The 17,355-nt window shown below is 67.8% G+C and carries 12 protein-coding genes; 7 read left to right on the plus strand and 5 right to left on the minus strand.

Annotated features, from left to right (window positions below; all coding sequences use genetic code 11):
• Positions 1-24 precede the first annotated feature (24 nt).
• The gene (locus AC6LKD_RS10195; protein WP_498116089.1) at positions 25-711 is read left to right on the plus strand and encodes a DNA-3-methyladenine glycosylase; all 687 of its coding nucleotides are present in this window, start codon (positions 25-27) and stop codon (positions 709-711) included.
• 40 nt (positions 712-751) lie between these two features.
• Here the strand turns inward: AC6LKD_RS10195 and AC6LKD_RS10200 are convergent, their stop codons facing one another.
• Entirely contained in the window at positions 752-1,450 is a 699-nt protein-coding gene (locus tag AC6LKD_RS10200; RefSeq protein WP_498116090.1) for a PhoP regulatory network YrbL family protein, read from the minus strand.
• A gap of 140 nt (positions 1,451-1,590) precedes the next feature.
• On the opposite strand from AC6LKD_RS10200, the gene AC6LKD_RS10205 reads away from it, so the two are divergent.
• The 5 genes from AC6LKD_RS10205 (at position 1,591) to phoU (ending at position 7,947) form a co-directional block, all read left to right on the plus strand.
• Complete coding sequence (locus tag AC6LKD_RS10205; RefSeq protein ID WP_013392658.1) at positions 1,591-2,973, plus strand: DNA recombination protein RmuC; 1,383 nt, start codon at positions 1,591-1,593, stop codon at positions 2,971-2,973.
• Between the two features lie 105 nt (positions 2,974-3,078).
• The gene (locus AC6LKD_RS10210; protein WP_498116091.1) at positions 3,079-4,608 is read left to right on the plus strand and encodes an amidase; all 1,530 of its coding nucleotides are present in this window, start codon (positions 3,079-3,081) and stop codon (positions 4,606-4,608) included.
• Between the two features lie 64 nt (positions 4,609-4,672).
• Complete coding sequence (locus AC6LKD_RS10215; protein ID WP_498116092.1) at positions 4,673-6,334, plus strand: isovaleryl-CoA dehydrogenase; 1,662 nt, start codon at positions 4,673-4,675, stop codon at positions 6,332-6,334.
• 37 nt (positions 6,335-6,371) lie between these two features.
• The gene (gene rpiA, locus AC6LKD_RS10220; protein WP_498116093.1) at positions 6,372-7,052 is read left to right on the plus strand and encodes a ribose-5-phosphate isomerase RpiA; all 681 of its coding nucleotides are present in this window, start codon (positions 6,372-6,374) and stop codon (positions 7,050-7,052) included.
• A 172-nt stretch (positions 7,053-7,224) separates the two neighbouring features.
• The gene (gene phoU, locus AC6LKD_RS10225) at positions 7,225-7,947 is read left to right on the plus strand and encodes a phosphate signaling complex protein PhoU (protein ID WP_013392662.1); all 723 of its coding nucleotides are present in this window, start codon (positions 7,225-7,227) and stop codon (positions 7,945-7,947) included.
• Between the two features lie 83 nt (positions 7,948-8,030).
• On the opposite strand, the gene AC6LKD_RS10230 is transcribed toward phoU, so the two are convergent.
• The 3 genes from AC6LKD_RS10230 to argA form a co-directional block, all read right to left on the minus strand.
• Positions 8,031-9,983 carry a phosphocholine-specific phospholipase C gene (locus AC6LKD_RS10230; protein WP_498116094.1) on the minus strand — a complete coding sequence of 651 codons (1,953 nt, stop codon included), beginning with the start codon at positions 9,981-9,983 and terminating at the stop codon, positions 8,031-8,033.
• Positions 9,984-10,130: 147 nt separating this feature from the next.
• A complete protein-coding gene (locus tag AC6LKD_RS10235; protein ID WP_013392664.1) occupies positions 10,131-10,403 on the minus strand; it encodes an oxidative damage protection protein in 273 nt (90 codons plus the stop codon).
• A gap of 96 nt (positions 10,404-10,499) precedes the next feature.
• Positions 10,500-11,858 carry an amino-acid N-acetyltransferase gene (gene argA, locus AC6LKD_RS10240; protein ID WP_492274628.1) on the minus strand — a complete coding sequence of 453 codons (1,359 nt, stop codon included), beginning with the start codon at positions 11,856-11,858 and terminating at the stop codon, positions 10,500-10,502.
• A gap of 216 nt (positions 11,859-12,074) precedes the next feature.
• Here argA and hrpA point away from each other — a divergent pair, with 216 nt between their 5' ends.
• On the plus strand, positions 12,075-15,992 hold the full coding sequence (gene hrpA, locus AC6LKD_RS10245; protein ID WP_498116095.1) for an ATP-dependent RNA helicase HrpA: 3,918 nt from the start codon (positions 12,075-12,077) through the stop codon (positions 15,990-15,992).
• A 403-nt stretch (positions 15,993-16,395) separates the two neighbouring features.
• On the opposite strand, the gene lpxO is transcribed toward hrpA, so the two are convergent.
• Complete coding sequence (lpxO, locus tag AC6LKD_RS10250; RefSeq protein ID WP_492274626.1) at positions 16,396-17,295, minus strand: lipid A hydroxylase LpxO; 900 nt, start codon at positions 17,293-17,295, stop codon at positions 16,396-16,398.
• Between the last annotated feature and the right edge of the window lie 60 nt (positions 17,296-17,355).

Consider the following 17,355-nt stretch of genomic DNA (forward strand, 5'->3'; position numbering starts at 1 on the left):
GCGCCAGGCGCTGCCGGCCAGGTATTGCCCGACGCCTTTTTCGACCGCGACGCCTTGCAGCTGGCGCGTGAGCTGCCGGGCAAGGTCATCCGGCACCGCGTGGGCGACCTGTGGCTGTCGGCCCGCATCATCGAGACCGAAGCCTATTACCTGGAAGAGAAGGGCAGCCATGCGTCGCTGGGGTACACGCACAAGCGACGGGCCCTGTTCATGGACGGCGGCACGGTCTACATGTACTACGCCCGTGGCGGCGATTCGCTGAACTTCAGCGCCGGCGGGCCGGGCAATGCCGTGCTGATCAAATCCGCCTATCCCTGGACGGACACGCTGTCCGGACCGCAGGCGCTGGCCCGCATGCTGCAGTTGAATCCGGATGCGCAGGGGCGGCCGCGGCCGGTCTCCGGCCTGTGCGCCGGCCAGACCCTGCTGTGCCGGGCGCTGGGCCTGAAAGTGCCGGACTGGGACGCGCGCCGTTTCGATCCGCAGGCACTGTATGTGGAGGATGTGGGGGAATCGCCCGAGGCCCTGATCTGCACCACGCGCCTGGGCATTCCGCTGGGGCGGGACGAACACCTGCATTACCGTTACGTGGACCCGGCCTACGCGGCCTACTGCACGCGCAACCCCTTGCGCCGCGGACAGCGCGCCGGACACGACTATGTATGGGTGGACCGCCAGGGCGTGGTGCTGCCGGAGGCGCCGCAGCCGTAGCCATCTGGACGGCGCCGTGGCTGTACCTGCGGCGGGCGCATCAGAATGCGCCGGTGGCGATGCGCTCGGCCAGGGCTGCGCGCATGCGCGCGTACTTGCGGTGGATGCGCCGGCTGTTCAGGCGTTTGCTCCAGGCATAGATCGGAATCAGCGGCAGCCCGCCGAAGCCATCGATCAGGTATAGCCCCTGCTTGCCGTCGGCGTTCAGGCCGCAGGCGATGTTGCTGGCGGAAACGTCGTGCAGGACCACGTGGGCATCGGCCAGGTCTTCGAAGAATTCGTCGAGCTGCGCGCTGAGGGCGTCGTCCAGCTTGCCTTGCCTGGCCAGGTCCGTGACCGTGGGGGCGATGTTGCCGTGGGCATCGCAGATTTTCTCGACCACCAGGCCCAGGCCCAGGGTGGTTTGGGCGACGCCCAGAATGCGCGCCATGGGCACCTGCCATACGCCCGAGGGACGGGTGGTGGTGGTGACGTATTCCGAGAATTCGGTCAGGTAGACGCGGTACGCGCTTTCGCGTTGGTATTGTTTGTACCAGCGCTTGAACGGACGGGCTTCCAGGTAAATCGCGCGGGCGCGCATGTCCATGACCTTGACGAGCAAGGAAGGTATGTTGGGGTGCTGGAAGATGTGCCTGTCGTGGCCGGAGGCGACCGGCGTGGCGGCGTTCAGGTCCAGCGGTCCGAAGATGGACTGGAAGGAAGCCTGAGGCGCACAGGGCGAGGGATCTGCGGGGTTCAAGGGAGAAGCAAGCCTGTTTGGATGCACCAGAGTTTAATCCCTAGCTTCCGATTGTCAGTCCGGTCGCGTCGGATCTAGGTCGGATTTACCGCGGTGGATGTGGTCCGGGTCCTACAATCCCGGCTTTGGAGACGCATCTTTTGAACGACATTCATCTGCTTTGGATTGCCGCGGGCGGCGCTGTTCTGGCCTTTCTGGCGGCCTTGCTGGCCTGGCTGCGCCCGCCCGCAAGGGACGACCGGCTCGACGCGCTGCTGGAAAGCCTGGAGCGGACCGAGCGCGCGCTGCGCTCCGACATCGCGGAAGGGCAGCGCGGCCTGCGCAGCGAATTCGCGGACTCCACGCGCGCCCTGCGGGTGGAGCTGTCGCAGTCGCATGGCGATCTGCGCGCCGGGCTGTCGCGCGATGCGCAGGCCGCGCGCGCGGAGTCGGCGGAATCCCTGGCGCGCTTCGCCGCGGGCTTCTCCGAGCAGTTGCAGGGCCTCATCCAGATCAACGAGCGGCGCCTGATGGAAGTGCGCGCCACGGTGGATCAGCGCCTGCAATCGTTGCAAACCGACAACAGCGCCAAGCTCGATGAAATGCGCCGCACCGTGGACGAAAAGCTCCACGCCACGCTGGAGCAACGCCTGGGCGAGTCCTTCAAGCTGGTGTCGGACCGCCTGGAGGCCGTGCACAAGGGCCTGGGCGAAATGCAGGCGCTGGCTGCCGGCGTGGGTGACCTGAAACGGGTGCTGACCAACGTGAAGTCGCGCGGCACCTGGGGCGAAGTGCAACTGGCCAGGTTGATCGAGGACAACATGACGCCGGACCAGTACGCCAGCAATATCAAGCCCGTGCCGGGCAGCGATGCGGTGGTGGAGTTCGCCATCCGCCTGCCGGGACGCGGCGACGGCGGCGAACCTGTCTGGCTGCCGATCGACGCCAAGTTCCCCAAGGAAGAGTACGAGCGCCTCATGGACGCGCAGGAAGCCGCGGATACCGAAGGCGTGAAGAACGCCGGGGCCGCGCTGGGCCGTGCGGTCGAATTGCAGGCGCGCCTGATCGCCGGGAAGTACGTGGCGCCGCCGCACACCACCGACTTCGCCATCATGTTCCTGCCCACCGAAAGCCTGTATGCCGAGGTGTTGCGCCGCCCGGGCCTGCTGGACAAGCTGCACGACCTGCGCGTCAACGTGGCCGGCCCCAGCAACCTGGCGGCGTTGCTGAACAGCCTGCAGATGGGTTTCCGCACCTTGGCCATCGAGCAGCGCTCGTCCGAGGTCTGGCAGGTGCTGCGCGCGGTCAAGACGGAATTCGGCAAGTTCGGCGAATCCCTGGCCAGCGTCAAGAAGACGCTGGACACCGCCAGCAACAAGATCGGCCAGACGGAAGTCCGTACCCGCGCCATGCTCAAGAACTTGAAGGCCGTCGAGGCGCTGCCCGAAGCCGATGCCCGGCTCCTGCTGGGCGCGGTGGACGAGGGCGCTGCCGCGGACGACGAGGAAGACCAGGAGGGACTGCAGGCCGCGGGCCCGAACTGATCCGGCCGCAACGGCATCGCAGGGGCGCGCGCTTGTTGCCCGCCGCGACTGCCGATATCCTGGCGCTAGCGGCGATCCGCCGTCGACACCTGGAGCATTGCAAGCATGAGCACCGCTGAACGCCATGATTCCTCCACCCTGGACGCGACGGCGCTGGGCGCCGATATCGCGCAAGGGGCCACCACTGCGCTTGCTGCGATGCAGCAGGCGGTGGACCGGGTGGCGGCCCGCAATCCCTCGATCAACGCCGCCTGCGGCCTGCAGGCGGAAATCGGCTTGCGGCTGGCGCAGTCGCTGGACGAGGATCTCGCCGGCCTGTCGCAGGCGCAGCGCTTGGCGCAGCTGCAGGACCGTCCGTTCCTGGGCGTGCCCACCTTGCTCAAGGACCTGGGCACCGCCGCGCTGGGCCTGCCCAGCGCCATGGGCTCGGTGCTTTATGGCCAGGTGGTATGGAATGTCGACGCCGAGATCGTCAAGCGCTACCGCCGCGCCGGCCTGATTCCGTTCGGCCGTACGACCAGCGCAGAGCTGGGCCTGAGTCCCACCACCGAATCCCCGGTCTACGGCCCGGCTACGCAGAATCCCTGGAAGACCGGCCACAGCGCGGGCGGATCCAGCGGCGGCGCGGGCGCGGCGCTGGCCAGCGGCATGGTGCGCATCGCCCATGGCAGCGATGGCGGCGGGTCGATCCGCATTCCTGCGTCCTGCTGCGGCGTGCTGGGCCTGAAGCCCTCGCGGGGCCTGATGCCGCTGGGCCCGCTGAAGGGAGAGGGCTGGGGCGGCCTGGCCACCGAACACATGATGACCCTGTCGGTGCGCGACTGCGCCGCGTCGCTGGACATCAGCGCCGGCGCCGACGTGGGCGCGCCTTATGCCGCGCCGGCGCTGCCCGCGGACTCCTACCGCGCCGTGGTGGCGCGGGTCGCCGCCGATCCGCAGTCGGCCCCGCGGCGCCGCATCGCCTTCGTCAACACGACCTACGAGGGCGAGGCCATCCATCCCGAAGTGGCGGCCACCGTGGACGAGGCCGTCCGCCTCTTCGCTTCGCTGGGCCATGAACTGGCGCCCGCCGCGCCGCCGGTGGGTTCCGAGGAGGTCTTGTCGCCCATGCTGCCGCTGATCGCGAGCGCGGCGGCCAACGCCATCGATGCCTTCGTGGCCGCGCGCGGCCGCCGCCTGGCTGCCGATGAACTGCAGCCGACCACGCTGGGCGCGCGCGAATACGCCCGCGCGATCTCCGGCGCGCAATACGTGGCCTGCGTCGATACCTGCCACGAGATCACGCGCCGGGTCGGCCGCTTCCTGGAACGCGACGGCGCGCAGGGCTATGACCTGTTCCTGAGCCCGGTGCTGGCGCAGCCGCCGGCGCCCATCGGCCGCTACGCCATGGACAATGCCGACTACCTGGCCTACCGTTTGGGCAAGAAGGGCGTCATCGGCTATTCACCGTTTGCGCCTTTGGCCAACCTGACCGGCATGCCCGCCATCTCCATCCCCTTCGGCATGTCGTCCGACGGCCTGCCCATCGGCATCCAAGTCATGGGGCCGCTGGGCAGCGAGGCGCTGCTGCTGGAACTGGCGGCGCAGGTCGAGGCGCTGCGGCCCTGGGCCCTGGTGGCGCCGATGGCCAGGTAGGGCGCAAGGGGCAGACCGCGCCGCGGGCCAGCGGCGCATCAATGGACCGATCCAGGGAGCCGCCATGTCATCGTTCGCGACGCACGCCGTATCCAACCAGGTGCCGCCCCTGGAGGACTACTCCCTGTACGAGACCGATCCGGCCTTGCGCGAGGCGGTGCGGCGCGAAGGCGCGCAAGCCTGGGTGTCAGACTTGGCGGCACATGGCGCCTGGCTGGGCCGGGCGCAGACGCTGGAGGCCGGCGCCCAGGCCAACCGCTGCCCGCCGCGCCTGATCAGCTACGATCGCGGCGGCCACCGCATCGACCGCGTCGAATTCCACCCGTCATGGAATCTGCTGATGGGCGGCATCATGGCGCGCGGCCTGCACAGCCGCGCCTGGGCGCAGCCCGAGCCGGGCGCGCAGGTGGCGCGGGCCGCCGCCTATGTGATGCAGGGCCAGGTCGAGGCGGGCACCTTGTGTCCCACCACCATGACTTTTGCGGCGCTGCCGCTGCTGCAGCGCGAACCCCCAGGCGTGGTTGATTTCGGCGGGCAGTGGCTGAACGCCTTGTATTCCCGCGAGTTCGACGGCGCCGACGCGCCGCTGGCCGCCAAGCGCTCGGCCCTGATAGGCATGGGCCTGACCGAAAAGCAGGGCGGCTCCGACCTGCGCGCCGTCACCACGCGCGCCACGCCGGTGGGCGCGGCCGGCCGTGGACGCGCCTATCTGCTGGTGGGGCACAAATGGTTTTTCTCGGTGCCGCAAGCCGACGCGCACCTGGTGCTGGCGCAGACCGATGAAGGGCTCAGCTGCTTTTTCGTGCCGCGCTGGATACCGGACGGGCCGCGCAATGCGGTGCGCGTGCGCCGGCTGAAGGACAAGCTTGGCAATCGCAGCAATGCCAGCGCCGAGGTCGAATTCGAGGACGCGTGGGGCGTCATGGTGGGCGAACCGGGCCGCGGCCTGACGGTGCTGCTGGAGATGGCGGCCACCACGCGCCTGGATTGCGTGTTGGGCAGCGCGGCGCTGCTGCGGCAGGCGCTGGTGCAGTCGGTCCATCATGCGCGGCATCGGCGCGCCTTCGGCAAGCCCCTGATCGAGCAGCCCCTCATGCGCAACGTGCTGGCCGACCTGGCGCTCGAAAGCGAAGCGGCCATGGCGCTGGGCCTGCGGCTGGCGCGCGCGGTGGACGAGCGCGCCGACGCCTCAGCGCGGGCCCTGGTCCGCGTGGGTACGCCCGCCGCCAAACTGTGGGTCTGCAAGCGCGCCATCGCCGCGGTGGCCGAATGCATGGAGGTCTGCGGCGGCAACGGCTACGTGGACGACGGTCCCATGCCCAGGCTTTACCGCGAAACGCCGGTCAACTCCATCTGGGAAGGTTCCGGCAACGTGATGGCGCTGGACGTGCTGCGGGCCTTGCAGCGCGAGGCCGCAGCGCTGCCTGCACTGGAGCGCGAGTTCGGGCAGGCGACGGGGCAGTACCAGGACTTCGACGACGCGCTGGCGCGCTGGCGGGCCTTGCTGGCCGATGACGCCCAGGCCGAGTTCCAGGCTCGCCGCATCGCTGCAGGCCTGGCGCGGCTGTGGCAGGCCGCCTTGCTGATCCAGCATGCGCCCGCGCCGGTGGCGCAAGCCTTCGCCGCCAGCCGCCTGAACACGCGCGGCGGCGTGTTCGGCGAACTCGCCGCCGGCACGGATGCCCAGGCGATCCTGGCGCGGGCGTGGCCCGCCGCCGCATGCTAAATTTCCTGGCTCGAGCAACCTTCCCGCATTTTTCGCCATGCTTTCCCAGCAAGAACTCAAGCAGCAAGCCGCCGACGCGGCCCTGGAATTCGTTGAACAGGTCGCCGGCCCGGACGCCATCATCGGCGTGGGCACGGGGTCCACGGCCGATCTCTTCATCGATGGCCTGGCCCGTTTCAAGGGCCGGATCGGCGGCACGGTGGCCAGCTCCGAGCGCAGCGCCGCCCGGCTGGCCGGGCATGGACTGAAGGTGCTGGACCTGAACGACATCACGACGATGCCGATCTATGTCGACGGCGCCGACGAGATCGACGCCAACCTGCACATGATCAAGGGCGGCGGCGGCGCGCTGACGCGCGAGAAGATCGTGGCCTCGGTGGCCGGGCGCTTCATCTGCATCGCCGACGAATCCAAGCTGGTGCAGACCATGGGCAAGTTCCCGCTTCCGGTCGAAGTCATTCCCATGGCCCGCGAGTCCGTGGCGCGCGCCCTGGCGACGCTGGGCGGCCAGCCCAAGCTGCGCGAGGGATTCGTCACCGATAACGGCAACATCATCCTGGACGTGTCCGGCCTGGCCATCACCGACGCGCAGGGCCTCGAAGCCCGCGTCAACAACCTGGCGGGCGTGGTGACTTGCGGCCTGTTCGCCATCGCCGGCGCCGACGTGGCGCTGCTGGCCACGCAGAACGGCATCCGCCGCCTGGATCGCCGCGCCTGAGACCTGCCGCGGCTCCTGAACCGGCACCCCGGCCGCCTTGCCTTGCAGGCGCCCGGGGGCGCATTCATAATCCTGTCACACTTGGGTCATAACCTTGCGGGTTGTGCAGGCCCACCTTGTAATTTCCTTTTTTCAGGGCAGTGCAATGAGACCAACCACGCAGGGAGCCCGGATGTCGGAGCATACAAACAAGCAGTTCGATGCGGACCTCGAAAGCGTCCGTTCGCAGTTCCTGCAAATGGGCGGCTTGGTGGAAGCCATGATCCAGGAGGCCATCGACGCGCTCGCCAGCGGCGACATGTCCTTGGTCGACAAGGTTCGTGAGCGGGAAAAGGAAGTCAACCGCCACGAAGTCGAAATCGACGAAAGCATCAGCCGCATCCTGGCACGCCACCAGCCCACCGCCATCGACCTGCGCATGCTGATGGCCGTGTCCAAGATGCTGACCGACATGGAGCGTTCCGGCGATGAAGCCGAGAAGGTCGCCACCGTCGCGCGCCGCATCCACGAGGCCGAGCTGCGCCATATTCCGGTGATCGAACTGCGCCACATGGCCGCCGCCGTCCGCACCATGCTGCATCAGGCATTGGACGCGTTCGCCCGCCTGGATCCCATCCAGGCCGCGGCCGTCGTGCGCAGCGACAAGGAAGTGGACAAGGAATGGAAGGGCGCGCTGCGTCACCTGATCACCTACATGATCGAAGATCCGCGCACCATTTCGCGCGCCATCGACATGATCTTCATCGCGCGCGCGCTGGAACGCATCGGCGACCATGCCAAGAACATGTCCGAGCGCGTCATTTACATGGTCAAGGGTGCCGACGTGCGCCACACCGGCGTGAAGAACACCGAGCGCTTGGCGCGCGGCGAAGAAGAAGAGGGCACGGAAGAGTAATCATCGCTGTCGGACGCCCGGCGGGTTCTCGCCGGGCGTTTGGCGTCGAAGCCTGCGTTGCGGCGTCCCTCAGACGCCTCGCGTCAGTCCAGCGGCAGCGTCGCCCCAGCTTGCAGGCGCGGGTCCGGCAGGCCGGGTTTGCCGGCGTCGACGCGGCCGGCCAGCCTGCGGCAGAAGGCCGGCATGGCGGGCGCGCTGATCTCCAGGGCGTACCACCCCTGGCAACCGCCATAGGCGAGTTCCAGCGCGCCGTCCGCCTGCACGTGCGCCATGGCGCACCAGCCGTCGCCGATGCGCGACTCCACTTTCACCGGCTGCGGCGCCTCGCCGCGATTGACGAGACGCAGGCTCAGGCCAGTCGCCGTCGGCGTGACTTGCGCCTCCAGTGCGCCGGCATCGCGCGCATCGCCGCGGAACTGCCGGTGCAGGCCGTCGGGACCCAACAGCCACAAGTCATATGCGCCGCCATCGTGCAGGCGCCAGCCGTCGTCCAGCCGCGCGCCTGCGCCCACGGTATAGCGGCGCGGGGCAAGTTCCAGCGCGCGGCGGTCGTAGACATGCAGCACCGCGCCCGCGGCGCCGGGGTTGCGCAGGGTCAACCGGTAGTGTCCGCCGTCGGCGGCCATCCTGCCCTGGATCTCCAGCGCATAGGGCAGGGCGCAGGCCCGCCGCGGGCCTGAAGGGGCCGCGATATGGTCCCCGGCGAAATCGAAGGCCGAGGTCAGGTCGCCGGCGATCTCGCGCCGCCAAGCGCTGATATTGGGTTCGAGCACGCCGAAGCGCGCCTCCAGGAAGCGGATCACCGAGGTGTGGTCGAACACCTGGGAATTGACCCAGCCGCCGCGGCTCCAGGGCGAGACCGCCAGCATCGGCACGCGCGGCCCCAGGCCGAATCCGCGGCCGTGCAGGCCGGCGGGGTCGTCCGGCGTGGCGGCGCTGGGCCCGTGGCGCGCGTCATGGTATTCGCCATCCAGTTCGACCGTGGACAGGCCGCCCGACAGGCCGTCGGCTGCGCGGGCCGGCGGCGCGGGCGGCGGCATGTGGTCGAAGAAGCAGTCGTTCTCGTCGTAGGTGACGAAGAACACGCAGCGGCTCCAGACCTCCGGATTGCGGGTCAGGATGTCCAGCACGCGCTCCGTGTAGGCGCCGCCCCGGGCCGGCGACGAGACCTCGGGGTGTTCGGAATCGGCCGTGGGCGCAATGATCCACGACACCTGCGGCAGCGTGCCGTCGGCGATATCGCGGGCCAGTTGGTCCAGCGTGCAAGTGGACAGGCCGCGGTCGCGCAAGGGGGCGTCGGCGGCTGCGCCCGCATGCTGGCGCCGGTATTGCCGGAAGCCGGCCAGCGGGTTGTCGTGGTAGTTGTCCGCCATGTCCTGGTAGATGCGCCAATCCACGCCGGCGTCCTGCAGGCGCTCGGGATAGGTGGTCCAGGCGTAGCCTTCGCTGGCGGGGCCCGGGCGGTCAAACGTGTTGACCAGCGCCGGTCCTCCGGCCAGGCCTTGCGGATCATTGGTGCCGGTCCAGAGGAACAGGCGGTTGGGATTGGTGCCGGCGTGGATCGAGCAGTGATAGGCGTCGCACAGGGTGAAGGCGTTTGCCAGGGCGGTCTGGAACGGCACCTCAGCCCCGCGATAGGCGCCCATGCCCAGCCGGCTCTTGGCGGGCAGCCATTGATCCATGCGGCCGTCGTTCCAGGCGCGCTGCGCGTCGTCCCAGGTATGCGGCGTGATGTAGCCCACCTGCGCATCGCTGGCATATTCCGCCTGCAGGGCATAGGGACGAACCCGTGTTGCGCCGTCCGCCTGCGTCAGCACATTGCCGGCCAGCGTGGGCGCGGGATGCGGATCCGCGAATCCGCGCACCCCGGGCAAGGTGCCGAAATAGTGGTCGAAGGACCGGTTTTCCTGCATCAGGATCACCACGTGCCGCACGTCCTGCAGCGTACCCGTGCGGCGGTCGGGCGCGATGCCGAGCGCGCGTTCGATGGGCGTAGAGGGGGCGGCGGACGGGGACAGGCGCGATTCTTCTTTCATGACAGCGATGATACGGCCAGCGATGCTTGAATCTTAAGGCCGGCTTGGCGACGGGAGCCGGGGCCGGAAACGAACAGCCCCTCGCGGGCGAGGGGCTGGATCGGGTCGGTCGCCGCTAGCGGCGACCGGCGGAAAAGCACGGCCGGGTCAGGCCGAGGGCGGAACGTAGCCCTGCGCTTCGACGGTGCCGTCTTCGAACAGGAAGCGCTCCATCTGTTCTTTCAGATACTTGCGGGCGCGGGCGTCCGCCAGGTTCAGGCGGTTTTCATTGACCAGGCGCGTCTGGATGCCCTTCCATTCTTCCCAAGCTTCCTTGGAAATGCTCTGCCAGATCTTGGTGCCGAGTTCGCCGGGATAGGGCGGAAAATCCAGCCCTTCGGCTTCACGCTTCAATTTCACACAGTTGACGATACGGGCCATGGTTCGCTGCCGGAAGAAATGAGTAATCCTGCATTTTAACGGGCTTGGCGACCTGATGGCGCCAAGCCCCTGCGGACCCTGCGGGTAGCGTAGGTGTTACAGCTTCTTGATGAAGACCAGGCTGTTGCGCGAGCGGTTGTAGTTGTTCTGCTTTTCGCGCGGCAGGTCGGCGATGCCGCCTTGCACGAAACCGCGCTTCATGAACCAGTGCGAGGTCCGCGTGGTCAGCACGAACAGGCGCTTGGCGCCGGTGGCGCGCGCGCGCGACTCCATGTGGCGCAGCAGGATTTCGCCTTCGCCCGAGCCCTGCCATTCCGGATGCACGATCAGGCAGGCCATTTCGGCCATCTGTTCTTCGGCAAAGGTATGCAGGGCCGCGCAGCCGTAGATGACGCCGTCGTGCTCCAGCACGGTGAAGTTTTCCACGTCGCGTTCGACCACGCTGCGCGGGCGCGGCACCAGGGTGCCGTCCGCTTCCAGCGGTTCGATCAGGCTGAGGATGGCGCCCACGTCGTCGATGGTGGCGGCGCGCAGGTCGTCCAGCGTGTCTTCCACCACCATGGTGCCCACGCCGTCGTGAGTGAAGATTTCCAGCAGCACGCTGCCGTCCAGCGCGAACGGCAGCAGGTGGGCGCGGGCCACGCCGCGCTTGACCGCCAGCGAGGCGTATTGCAGGAAGGAATGGGTTTCCTCGTCGAGTTCGCCGCCGGCCAGCAGGGCGTCGGCATCGACCCGGGCCAGTTCGGTGTCCAGCGTGCCGTCGTCGTTCAGCACGCCCTGCGAGCTGGACAGGAAGATCAGTTTTTCAGCGCGCAGCGCCACGGCGACGCTGGTGGCCAGGTCTTCCATGGCCAGGTTGAAGGCGTCGCCGGTAGGGGAGAAGCCCAGCGGCGACAGCAGCACCACGGACGAGCCCTTTTCGATGGCGAACTTGAGCGCGTCGATGTCGATCTTGCGCACTTGGCCGGTGTGCTTGTAGTCCACGCCGTCCAGCACGCCGGTGGGGCGGGCGGTGACGAAGTTGCCGGAGATCACGCGGATGTGGGCGTGCGACATGGGCGTGTTCGGCAACCCCTGGCTGAAGGCGGCCTCGATGTCCAGGCGGATTTCGCCGGCGGCCTCCTTGGCGCATTCCAGCGCCGCGGCGTCGGTGGGCGACAGGCCGCGGTCGAATTGCTGGGTGTAGCCCTTCAGGCGCAGCTGCTCGTTGACCTGCGGACGGGAGCCATGCACCAGCACCAGGCGGATGCCCAGCGAGGACAGCAGCGACAGATCCTGCACCAGCGCGTTCAGCGCGCCGGCCTGCACCAGTTCACCGCCGAATGCCACCACGAATGTCTTGCCTCGGAACGCATGCACATAAGGCGCCACTTCTCGGAACCATCGGACGAACTGGGCGGGTGCGAATTCTGGGGCTTCGAGGGCGGAGACGGTGTCTGGTTCCAGGTCGGGCATGATGGGCGGAAGGATTCCTGAGAGTCGGTCAAAACGCGGCGCAGTGCCGCGCCATGGCGCCGTCAGGCGACGGCGTGGCGAAATTATATGACCGTCGCGCCCCGGCGCAGGAGGAAAAGAGTGCCAATTTGGTGCCGGATTTTCCGGTTTGGCCCCGGCGCGCCGCCAGGGCGTCCGCGGAAATTTATAATGCCGGGCTAACCGGACAAATCGTACATGCCTGAATCCTCCAGCCCGCGTGCGCCCAAGAGCGCGGACGCGGCGGCCGCGGAAGCGCGGAATGCGCGCCGAGCGCCGCGTCCCGAGCGGCCCATCCCCGTGGTGACCTACCCCGAAGACCTGCCCGTCAGCGCGCGGCGCCAGGAGATCGCGCGCGCCATCGCCCGCCATCAGGTGGTGATCGTCAGCGGCGAGACCGGCTCGGGCAAGACCACCCAGCTGCCCAAGATCTGCCTGGAACTGGGCCGCGGCCGCCAGAAGATGATCGGCCATACCCAGCCGCGCCGACTGGCCGCGACCTCGGTGGCCAAGCGCATCGCCGAAGAACTGAACACGCCCATGGGCGAGGTAGTGGGCTACCAGGTGCGCTTCAACGACCGCACCGGCCCCAACGCGTCCATCAAGCTGATGACGGACGGCATCTTGCTGGCCGAGTCGCAACGCGATCCGCTCCTGCGCCGCTACGACACCATCATCATCGACGAGGCGCACGAGCGCAGCCTGAACATCGATTTCCTGCTGGGCTACCTGAAGCAGCTGCTGCCGCGGCGCCCGGACCTGAAGATCATCATCACCTCGGCCACCATCGACGCCGAGCGCTTCGCGCGCCACTTCGCCGCGTCCGAGGACAAGCTGGCGCCCGTCATCGAGGTGTCCGGCCGCTTGTACCCGGTCGAGGTCCGCTACCGCCCTGTGCGCGAGGAACTGGCGGAAGACGAGGCCGCTCCGGCCAAGCCTGGCCGCGACCGCGAGCGCATGTCGGGCGACGAGGAGCGCGACCTGATCGACGCCATCGTCGACGCGGTGGACGAATGCGCGCGCCACGGCCCGGGCGATGTGCTGGTGTTCCTGCCGGGCGAACGCGAGATTCGCGAATCGGCCGAGGCGCTGCGCAAGCGCCATCCGGCCGGCACCGAAGTGCTGCCGCTGTACGCGCGCCTGTCGCAGGCCGAGCAGGAGCAGATCTTCCATCCGCGCACCAATGCGCGGCGCATCGTGCTGGCCACCAACGTGGCGGAAACCTCGCTGACGGTGCCGGGTATCCGCTTCGTGGTCGACAGCGGGCTGGCGCGCATCAAGCGCTATTCCTGGCGCAACAAGGTCGAGCAGCTGCGCATCGAGCCGATCAGCCGCGCCTCGGCCAACCAGCGCGCCGGCCGCTGCGGCCGGGTCGGCCCGGGCGTCTGCATCCGGCTCTACGACGAACTGGACTTCAACAACCGCGCGCCGTTCACGGATCCGGAAGTGCTGCGCTCGTCGCTGGCCTCGGTCATCCTGCGGATGAAGTCGCTGAAGCTGGACGATATCGAGCAGTTCCCCTTCGTCGAGGCGCCTCCGGGCCGCGCGGTGGCCGACGGCTACCACCTGCTGCAGGAACTGGGTGCGATCGAGCTGGCGTCGGCTGCGGACGACGACGCCGACGCCTCCCGCACCGGCGCGTCCTTCGTGTTGACCCAGACGGGCCACGAACTGGCCAAGCTGCCGGTCGATCCGCGCATCGGCCGCATGATCCTGGCGGCGCGCGAGCACCAGTGCCTGTCCGAAATGTTGATCATCGCCTCGGCTCTGTCGGTGCAGGACGCGCGCGACCGCCCCATGCAGGAACGCGAGGCGGCCGAGGCGGCGCATGCCAAGTTCGCCGACGACAAGTCCGAATTCATTTCCTTCCTGAAGCTGTGGCGCTGGTATGGCGAGCAGGTGCAGCACAAGGCCTCGCAGCGCAAGCTGGTGGCCTTGCTGCGGCAGAACTTCCTGTCGCCGATCCGGCTGCGCGAATGGCATGACGTGCATACCCAGCTGGCCGCCCTGGTGGGCGAGCAGGGCTGGCGCCTGAACCAGACCGAGGCCACCTACGAGCAGTTGCACATGGCGCTGTTGTCGGGCCTCTTGGGCAATATCGGTTTCAAGAGCGACGAAGGCGGCCACTACCAGGGCGCGCGCGAGATCCGCTTCCATATCCACCCCGGCTCACGGCTGGTGAAGAAGGCGGGGCGCTGGATCGTCGCGGCCGAACTGGTCGAGACCACGCGCCTGTACGCGCGCTGCGTGGCGCGGATCGATCCGGTGTGGCTGGAAAAGGTCGGCGCGCACCTGATCCGCAAGAACTGGTCCGACCCGCGCTGGGAAAAGAAGGCGGGGCAGGTGGTGGCCAACGAGCGGGCCACGCTCTACGGGCTAACCATCTACACGGGCAGGCGCATCCACTACGGCCGGGTCAATCCGACCCACGCCCGCGAGCTGTTCATCCGCCAGGCCCTGGTGCCTGGCGAGATCGACACGCGGCTGGCGTTCGTGGCGCACAACCGCAAGCTGATCGCGGGCATCGAGAAGCTGGAACACCAAACCCGCCGCCCCGACATCCTGGTCGACGACGAGCTGATCCACGCCTTCTACGATCGTCAGTTGCCGGCCGACATCTCGCAGACGGCCTCGCTGGAAAAGTGGGTGTCGGGGCTGGACAAGGCCTCCGCCGCCAAGCTGATGCTGACGCGCGACGAGCTGATGCGACACGAGGCCGCGGGCGTCACGACCGATGTCTTCCCCAAGAAGGTGGAATGGCAGGGCGTGTCGATGGCGCTGGACTACCACTTCGAACCGGGTTCGCCGCGCGATGGCGTGACCCTGTCGGTGCCGCTGTTCGCGCTCAACCAGATCGATCCGGCGCGCTGCGAATGGCTGGTGCCCGGCATGCTCAAGGAGAAGGTGCATCTGCTCCTGAAGTCGCTGCCGCAGAAGCTGCGCCGCCATTGCGTGCCGCTGCCGGACTATGCGGCGGGCTTCTACGAGCGCTGGTTCGAGCGCCAGGCCGATCCGCAGCAGGGGCTGGTGGACGCGATCATCGCCGATATGTGGGACCAGGTGCAGGTCCGCCCGGCGGCGGGCGATTTCAAGCTGGAGACTTTGCCGGCCCACCTGTTCATGAATTTCCGGGTGGTGGACGAGCATGGCCGCATGCTGGCGGCCGGGCGCAACCTGGCGCAGCTGCGCGCCGAATTCGGCAAGCAGGCGCAGGCTACATTCCAGCAATTGGCGGCCAGCGACACCCAGGTCGCCCAGGCGCTGGCGCATGAGAACCTGACCTCCTGGTCCTTCGGTCCCTTGCCGGAGATCATGGAGATCAAGCGGCGCGGGCAATCGGTGATCGGCTATCCGGCGCTGGTGGATCGTGGCGCGCATTGCGACCTGGACGTGTTCGACGATCCCGACGAAGCGCGCAAGCATCATCGGGCGGGCCTGCTCAAGCTGTTCCGGCTGGGCTTGCGCGAGCAGGTGAAGTTCCTGGAAAAGAACCTCACCGACCTGACCAAGATCAGCATGCTCTACATGACGCTGGGGACGCAGGAAGAGCTGCGCGACCAGATCATCGATTGCGCGCTGGGGCAGGCTTGCCTGGCCGAACCCTGGCCGGTGAACGAGCAGCAGTTCGAGGCCCGACGGGCCGAGGGCAAGGGCCGGCTGGGCCTTTTGGCGCAGGAAGTGGCGCGGCTGGCGGGGGCGGTGCTGACGGAGTGGGCGGCGGTGCAGCGCAAGCTGCCGCAGGCCAAGCCGCATGCGTCGGCCTATGCGGACTTGCAGGCGCAACTGGGGGCGCTGATGCCCAAGTGGTTCATCCGCGATACGCCTTATGCGCAGCTTGCGCATTTTCCGCGGTATCTGAAGGCGGTTCTGGCGCGTATCGACAAGCTGCGGGCGGATCCGGGCAGGGATGCCAAGCTGGTGGCGGAGATGGCGCCGTTGCTGACCCAGTATCAGCGGGCGCGGTCGGCGTTGAAGGGGGCGCCGGATCCGCGGCTGGATGAATTCCGGTGGCTGCTGGAGGAGCTGCGGGTGGCGTTGTTTGCGCAGGAGTTGCGGACGCCTATGCCGGTTTCTGTCAAACGGTTGATGAAGAGTTGGGAGTCACTGAAGCGTTGATCGCTTTTGTGATTCTCTATATTTCTATTGTGGTTTATTGTCGGGCGGGTTCTTCGTAGGTCGCCCTTCGGCGCGGGCGGCGTGGCGGCTCGCGCCCACGATTGCGGTCCGGAGCGTTCGCTCCGGACTCCCCCTGCCTCATCCTCGTCCTCGCCTTCGGCGACTCCTTCGGATTCCGTTGGGCGCATCGAGGTTGCGAGCCGCCACGCCGCCCGCGCCGAAGGGCTACGTGCGTCTTGGGTCGTCGCGATGTTGAAGCTGGTTGGTGGGGCGGGTCTTGCGGGGCCCGCCATTTTCGGCCGCCCGGGCGGCCGGAAATGGCATACGCGATGTCTTGCGTTGTGGCGGTGGACGCTCGCGCGATCTGGCTGAGGGGGCGCCCGGATTTTCCGGGCGCCTTTTCTTACAGGGCCAGGAAGCCCACGATGACCAGGGCGATCAGGCCGTACTTGGTGGCCTTGTAGACCGTGCGGTTCCAGGCCTTGAAGGCCTTGCGCTTCTGGTCGATGACCCAGTGGGCGTGGGTCAGCTTGTTGATGGCGCCTGTCTGGTCGCCGCCGTCGTTGGGCGAGCTGGCGGCGGACATGACGACGCGGCCGAACCAGCGGTTGAAGGCTTCGGCCCAGCGCCATTTCAGCGGACGCTCCACGTCGCAGAACAGGATGATGCGGTTCTCGTCGCTGTGGTTGTAGGCTTCGTGCACGTAGGTTTCGTCGAACACCACGCTTTCGCCGTCGCGCCAGCTGTAACGCTCGCCGTCGACGATGATGTGGCAGCGGTCATCGTTGGGAGTGACCAGGCCCAGGTGGTAGCGCAGGGATCCGGCAAACGGGTCGCGGTGCGGGTTCAACTGGCCGCCGGGCGGCAGTTCGGCGAACATCGCGGCCTTGACCTTGGGCAGGGTCTTCAGGATGGCGACGGTCTTGGGGCAGAGTTCCTCGGCGGACGGGTGGCGGGCGTCGTACCACTTCAGGTAGAAGCGCTTCCAGCCGTACTTGAAGAAGGAGTTGAAGCCGATGTCGTTATGGGTGTCGGCGGCCTTGATGCGGCGCAGCTCGGCCATCTGCATGGCTTCCTCGCGGATCGTCTCCCAGTTGTCGTCCAGCACCTTGAGTTCGGCGATTTCGCTCGTGGTCAGGTAGGGCGTGGGCGGCACGCGCGATGCCAGCACCATGAAGGCGTTGATGGGGGCGAGCAGCACGGAGTGGTCGAGCAGTTGCCGGCCCAGCGGCAGCTTGACGCGGCCGCGGAAGTGCGCAAACAGGATGGCGCTTAGCCAGATCCCGGGAATTAGCCATTTCATAGGTGAATCTCGTGCGTAAATCTCATGTCAACAATGAAGGATGACGTGCAACGCGTATTG

Source organism: Achromobacter sp. D7-1, assembly GCF_059760445.1.

Coding starts and splice junctions, on each gene's coding strand:
- AC6LKD_RS10230 (WP_498116094.1), bottom strand. CDS start 9,983: ATGAAAGAAGAATCGCGCCTGTCCCCGTCCGCCGCCCCCTCTACGCCC.
- argA (WP_492274628.1), bottom strand. CDS start 11,858: ATGCCCGACCTGGAACCAGACACCGTCTCCGCCCTCGAAGCCCCAGAA.
- hrpA (WP_498116095.1), top strand. CDS start 12,075: ATGCCTGAATCCTCCAGCCCGCGTGCGCCCAAGAGCGCGGACGCGGCG.
- lpxO (WP_492274626.1), bottom strand. CDS start 17,295: ATGAAATGGCTAATTCCCGGGATCTGGCTAAGCGCCATCCTGTTTGCG.
- AC6LKD_RS10235 (WP_013392664.1), bottom strand. CDS start 10,403: ATGGCCCGTATCGTCAACTGTGTGAAATTGAAGCGTGAAGCCGAAGGG.
- AC6LKD_RS10210 (WP_498116091.1), top strand. CDS start 3,079: ATGAGCACCGCTGAACGCCATGATTCCTCCACCCTGGACGCGACGGCG.
- rpiA (WP_498116093.1), top strand. CDS start 6,372: ATGCTTTCCCAGCAAGAACTCAAGCAGCAAGCCGCCGACGCGGCCCTG.
- phoU (WP_013392662.1), top strand. CDS start 7,225: ATGTCGGAGCATACAAACAAGCAGTTCGATGCGGACCTCGAAAGCGTC.
- AC6LKD_RS10215 (WP_498116092.1), top strand. CDS start 4,673: ATGTCATCGTTCGCGACGCACGCCGTATCCAACCAGGTGCCGCCCCTG.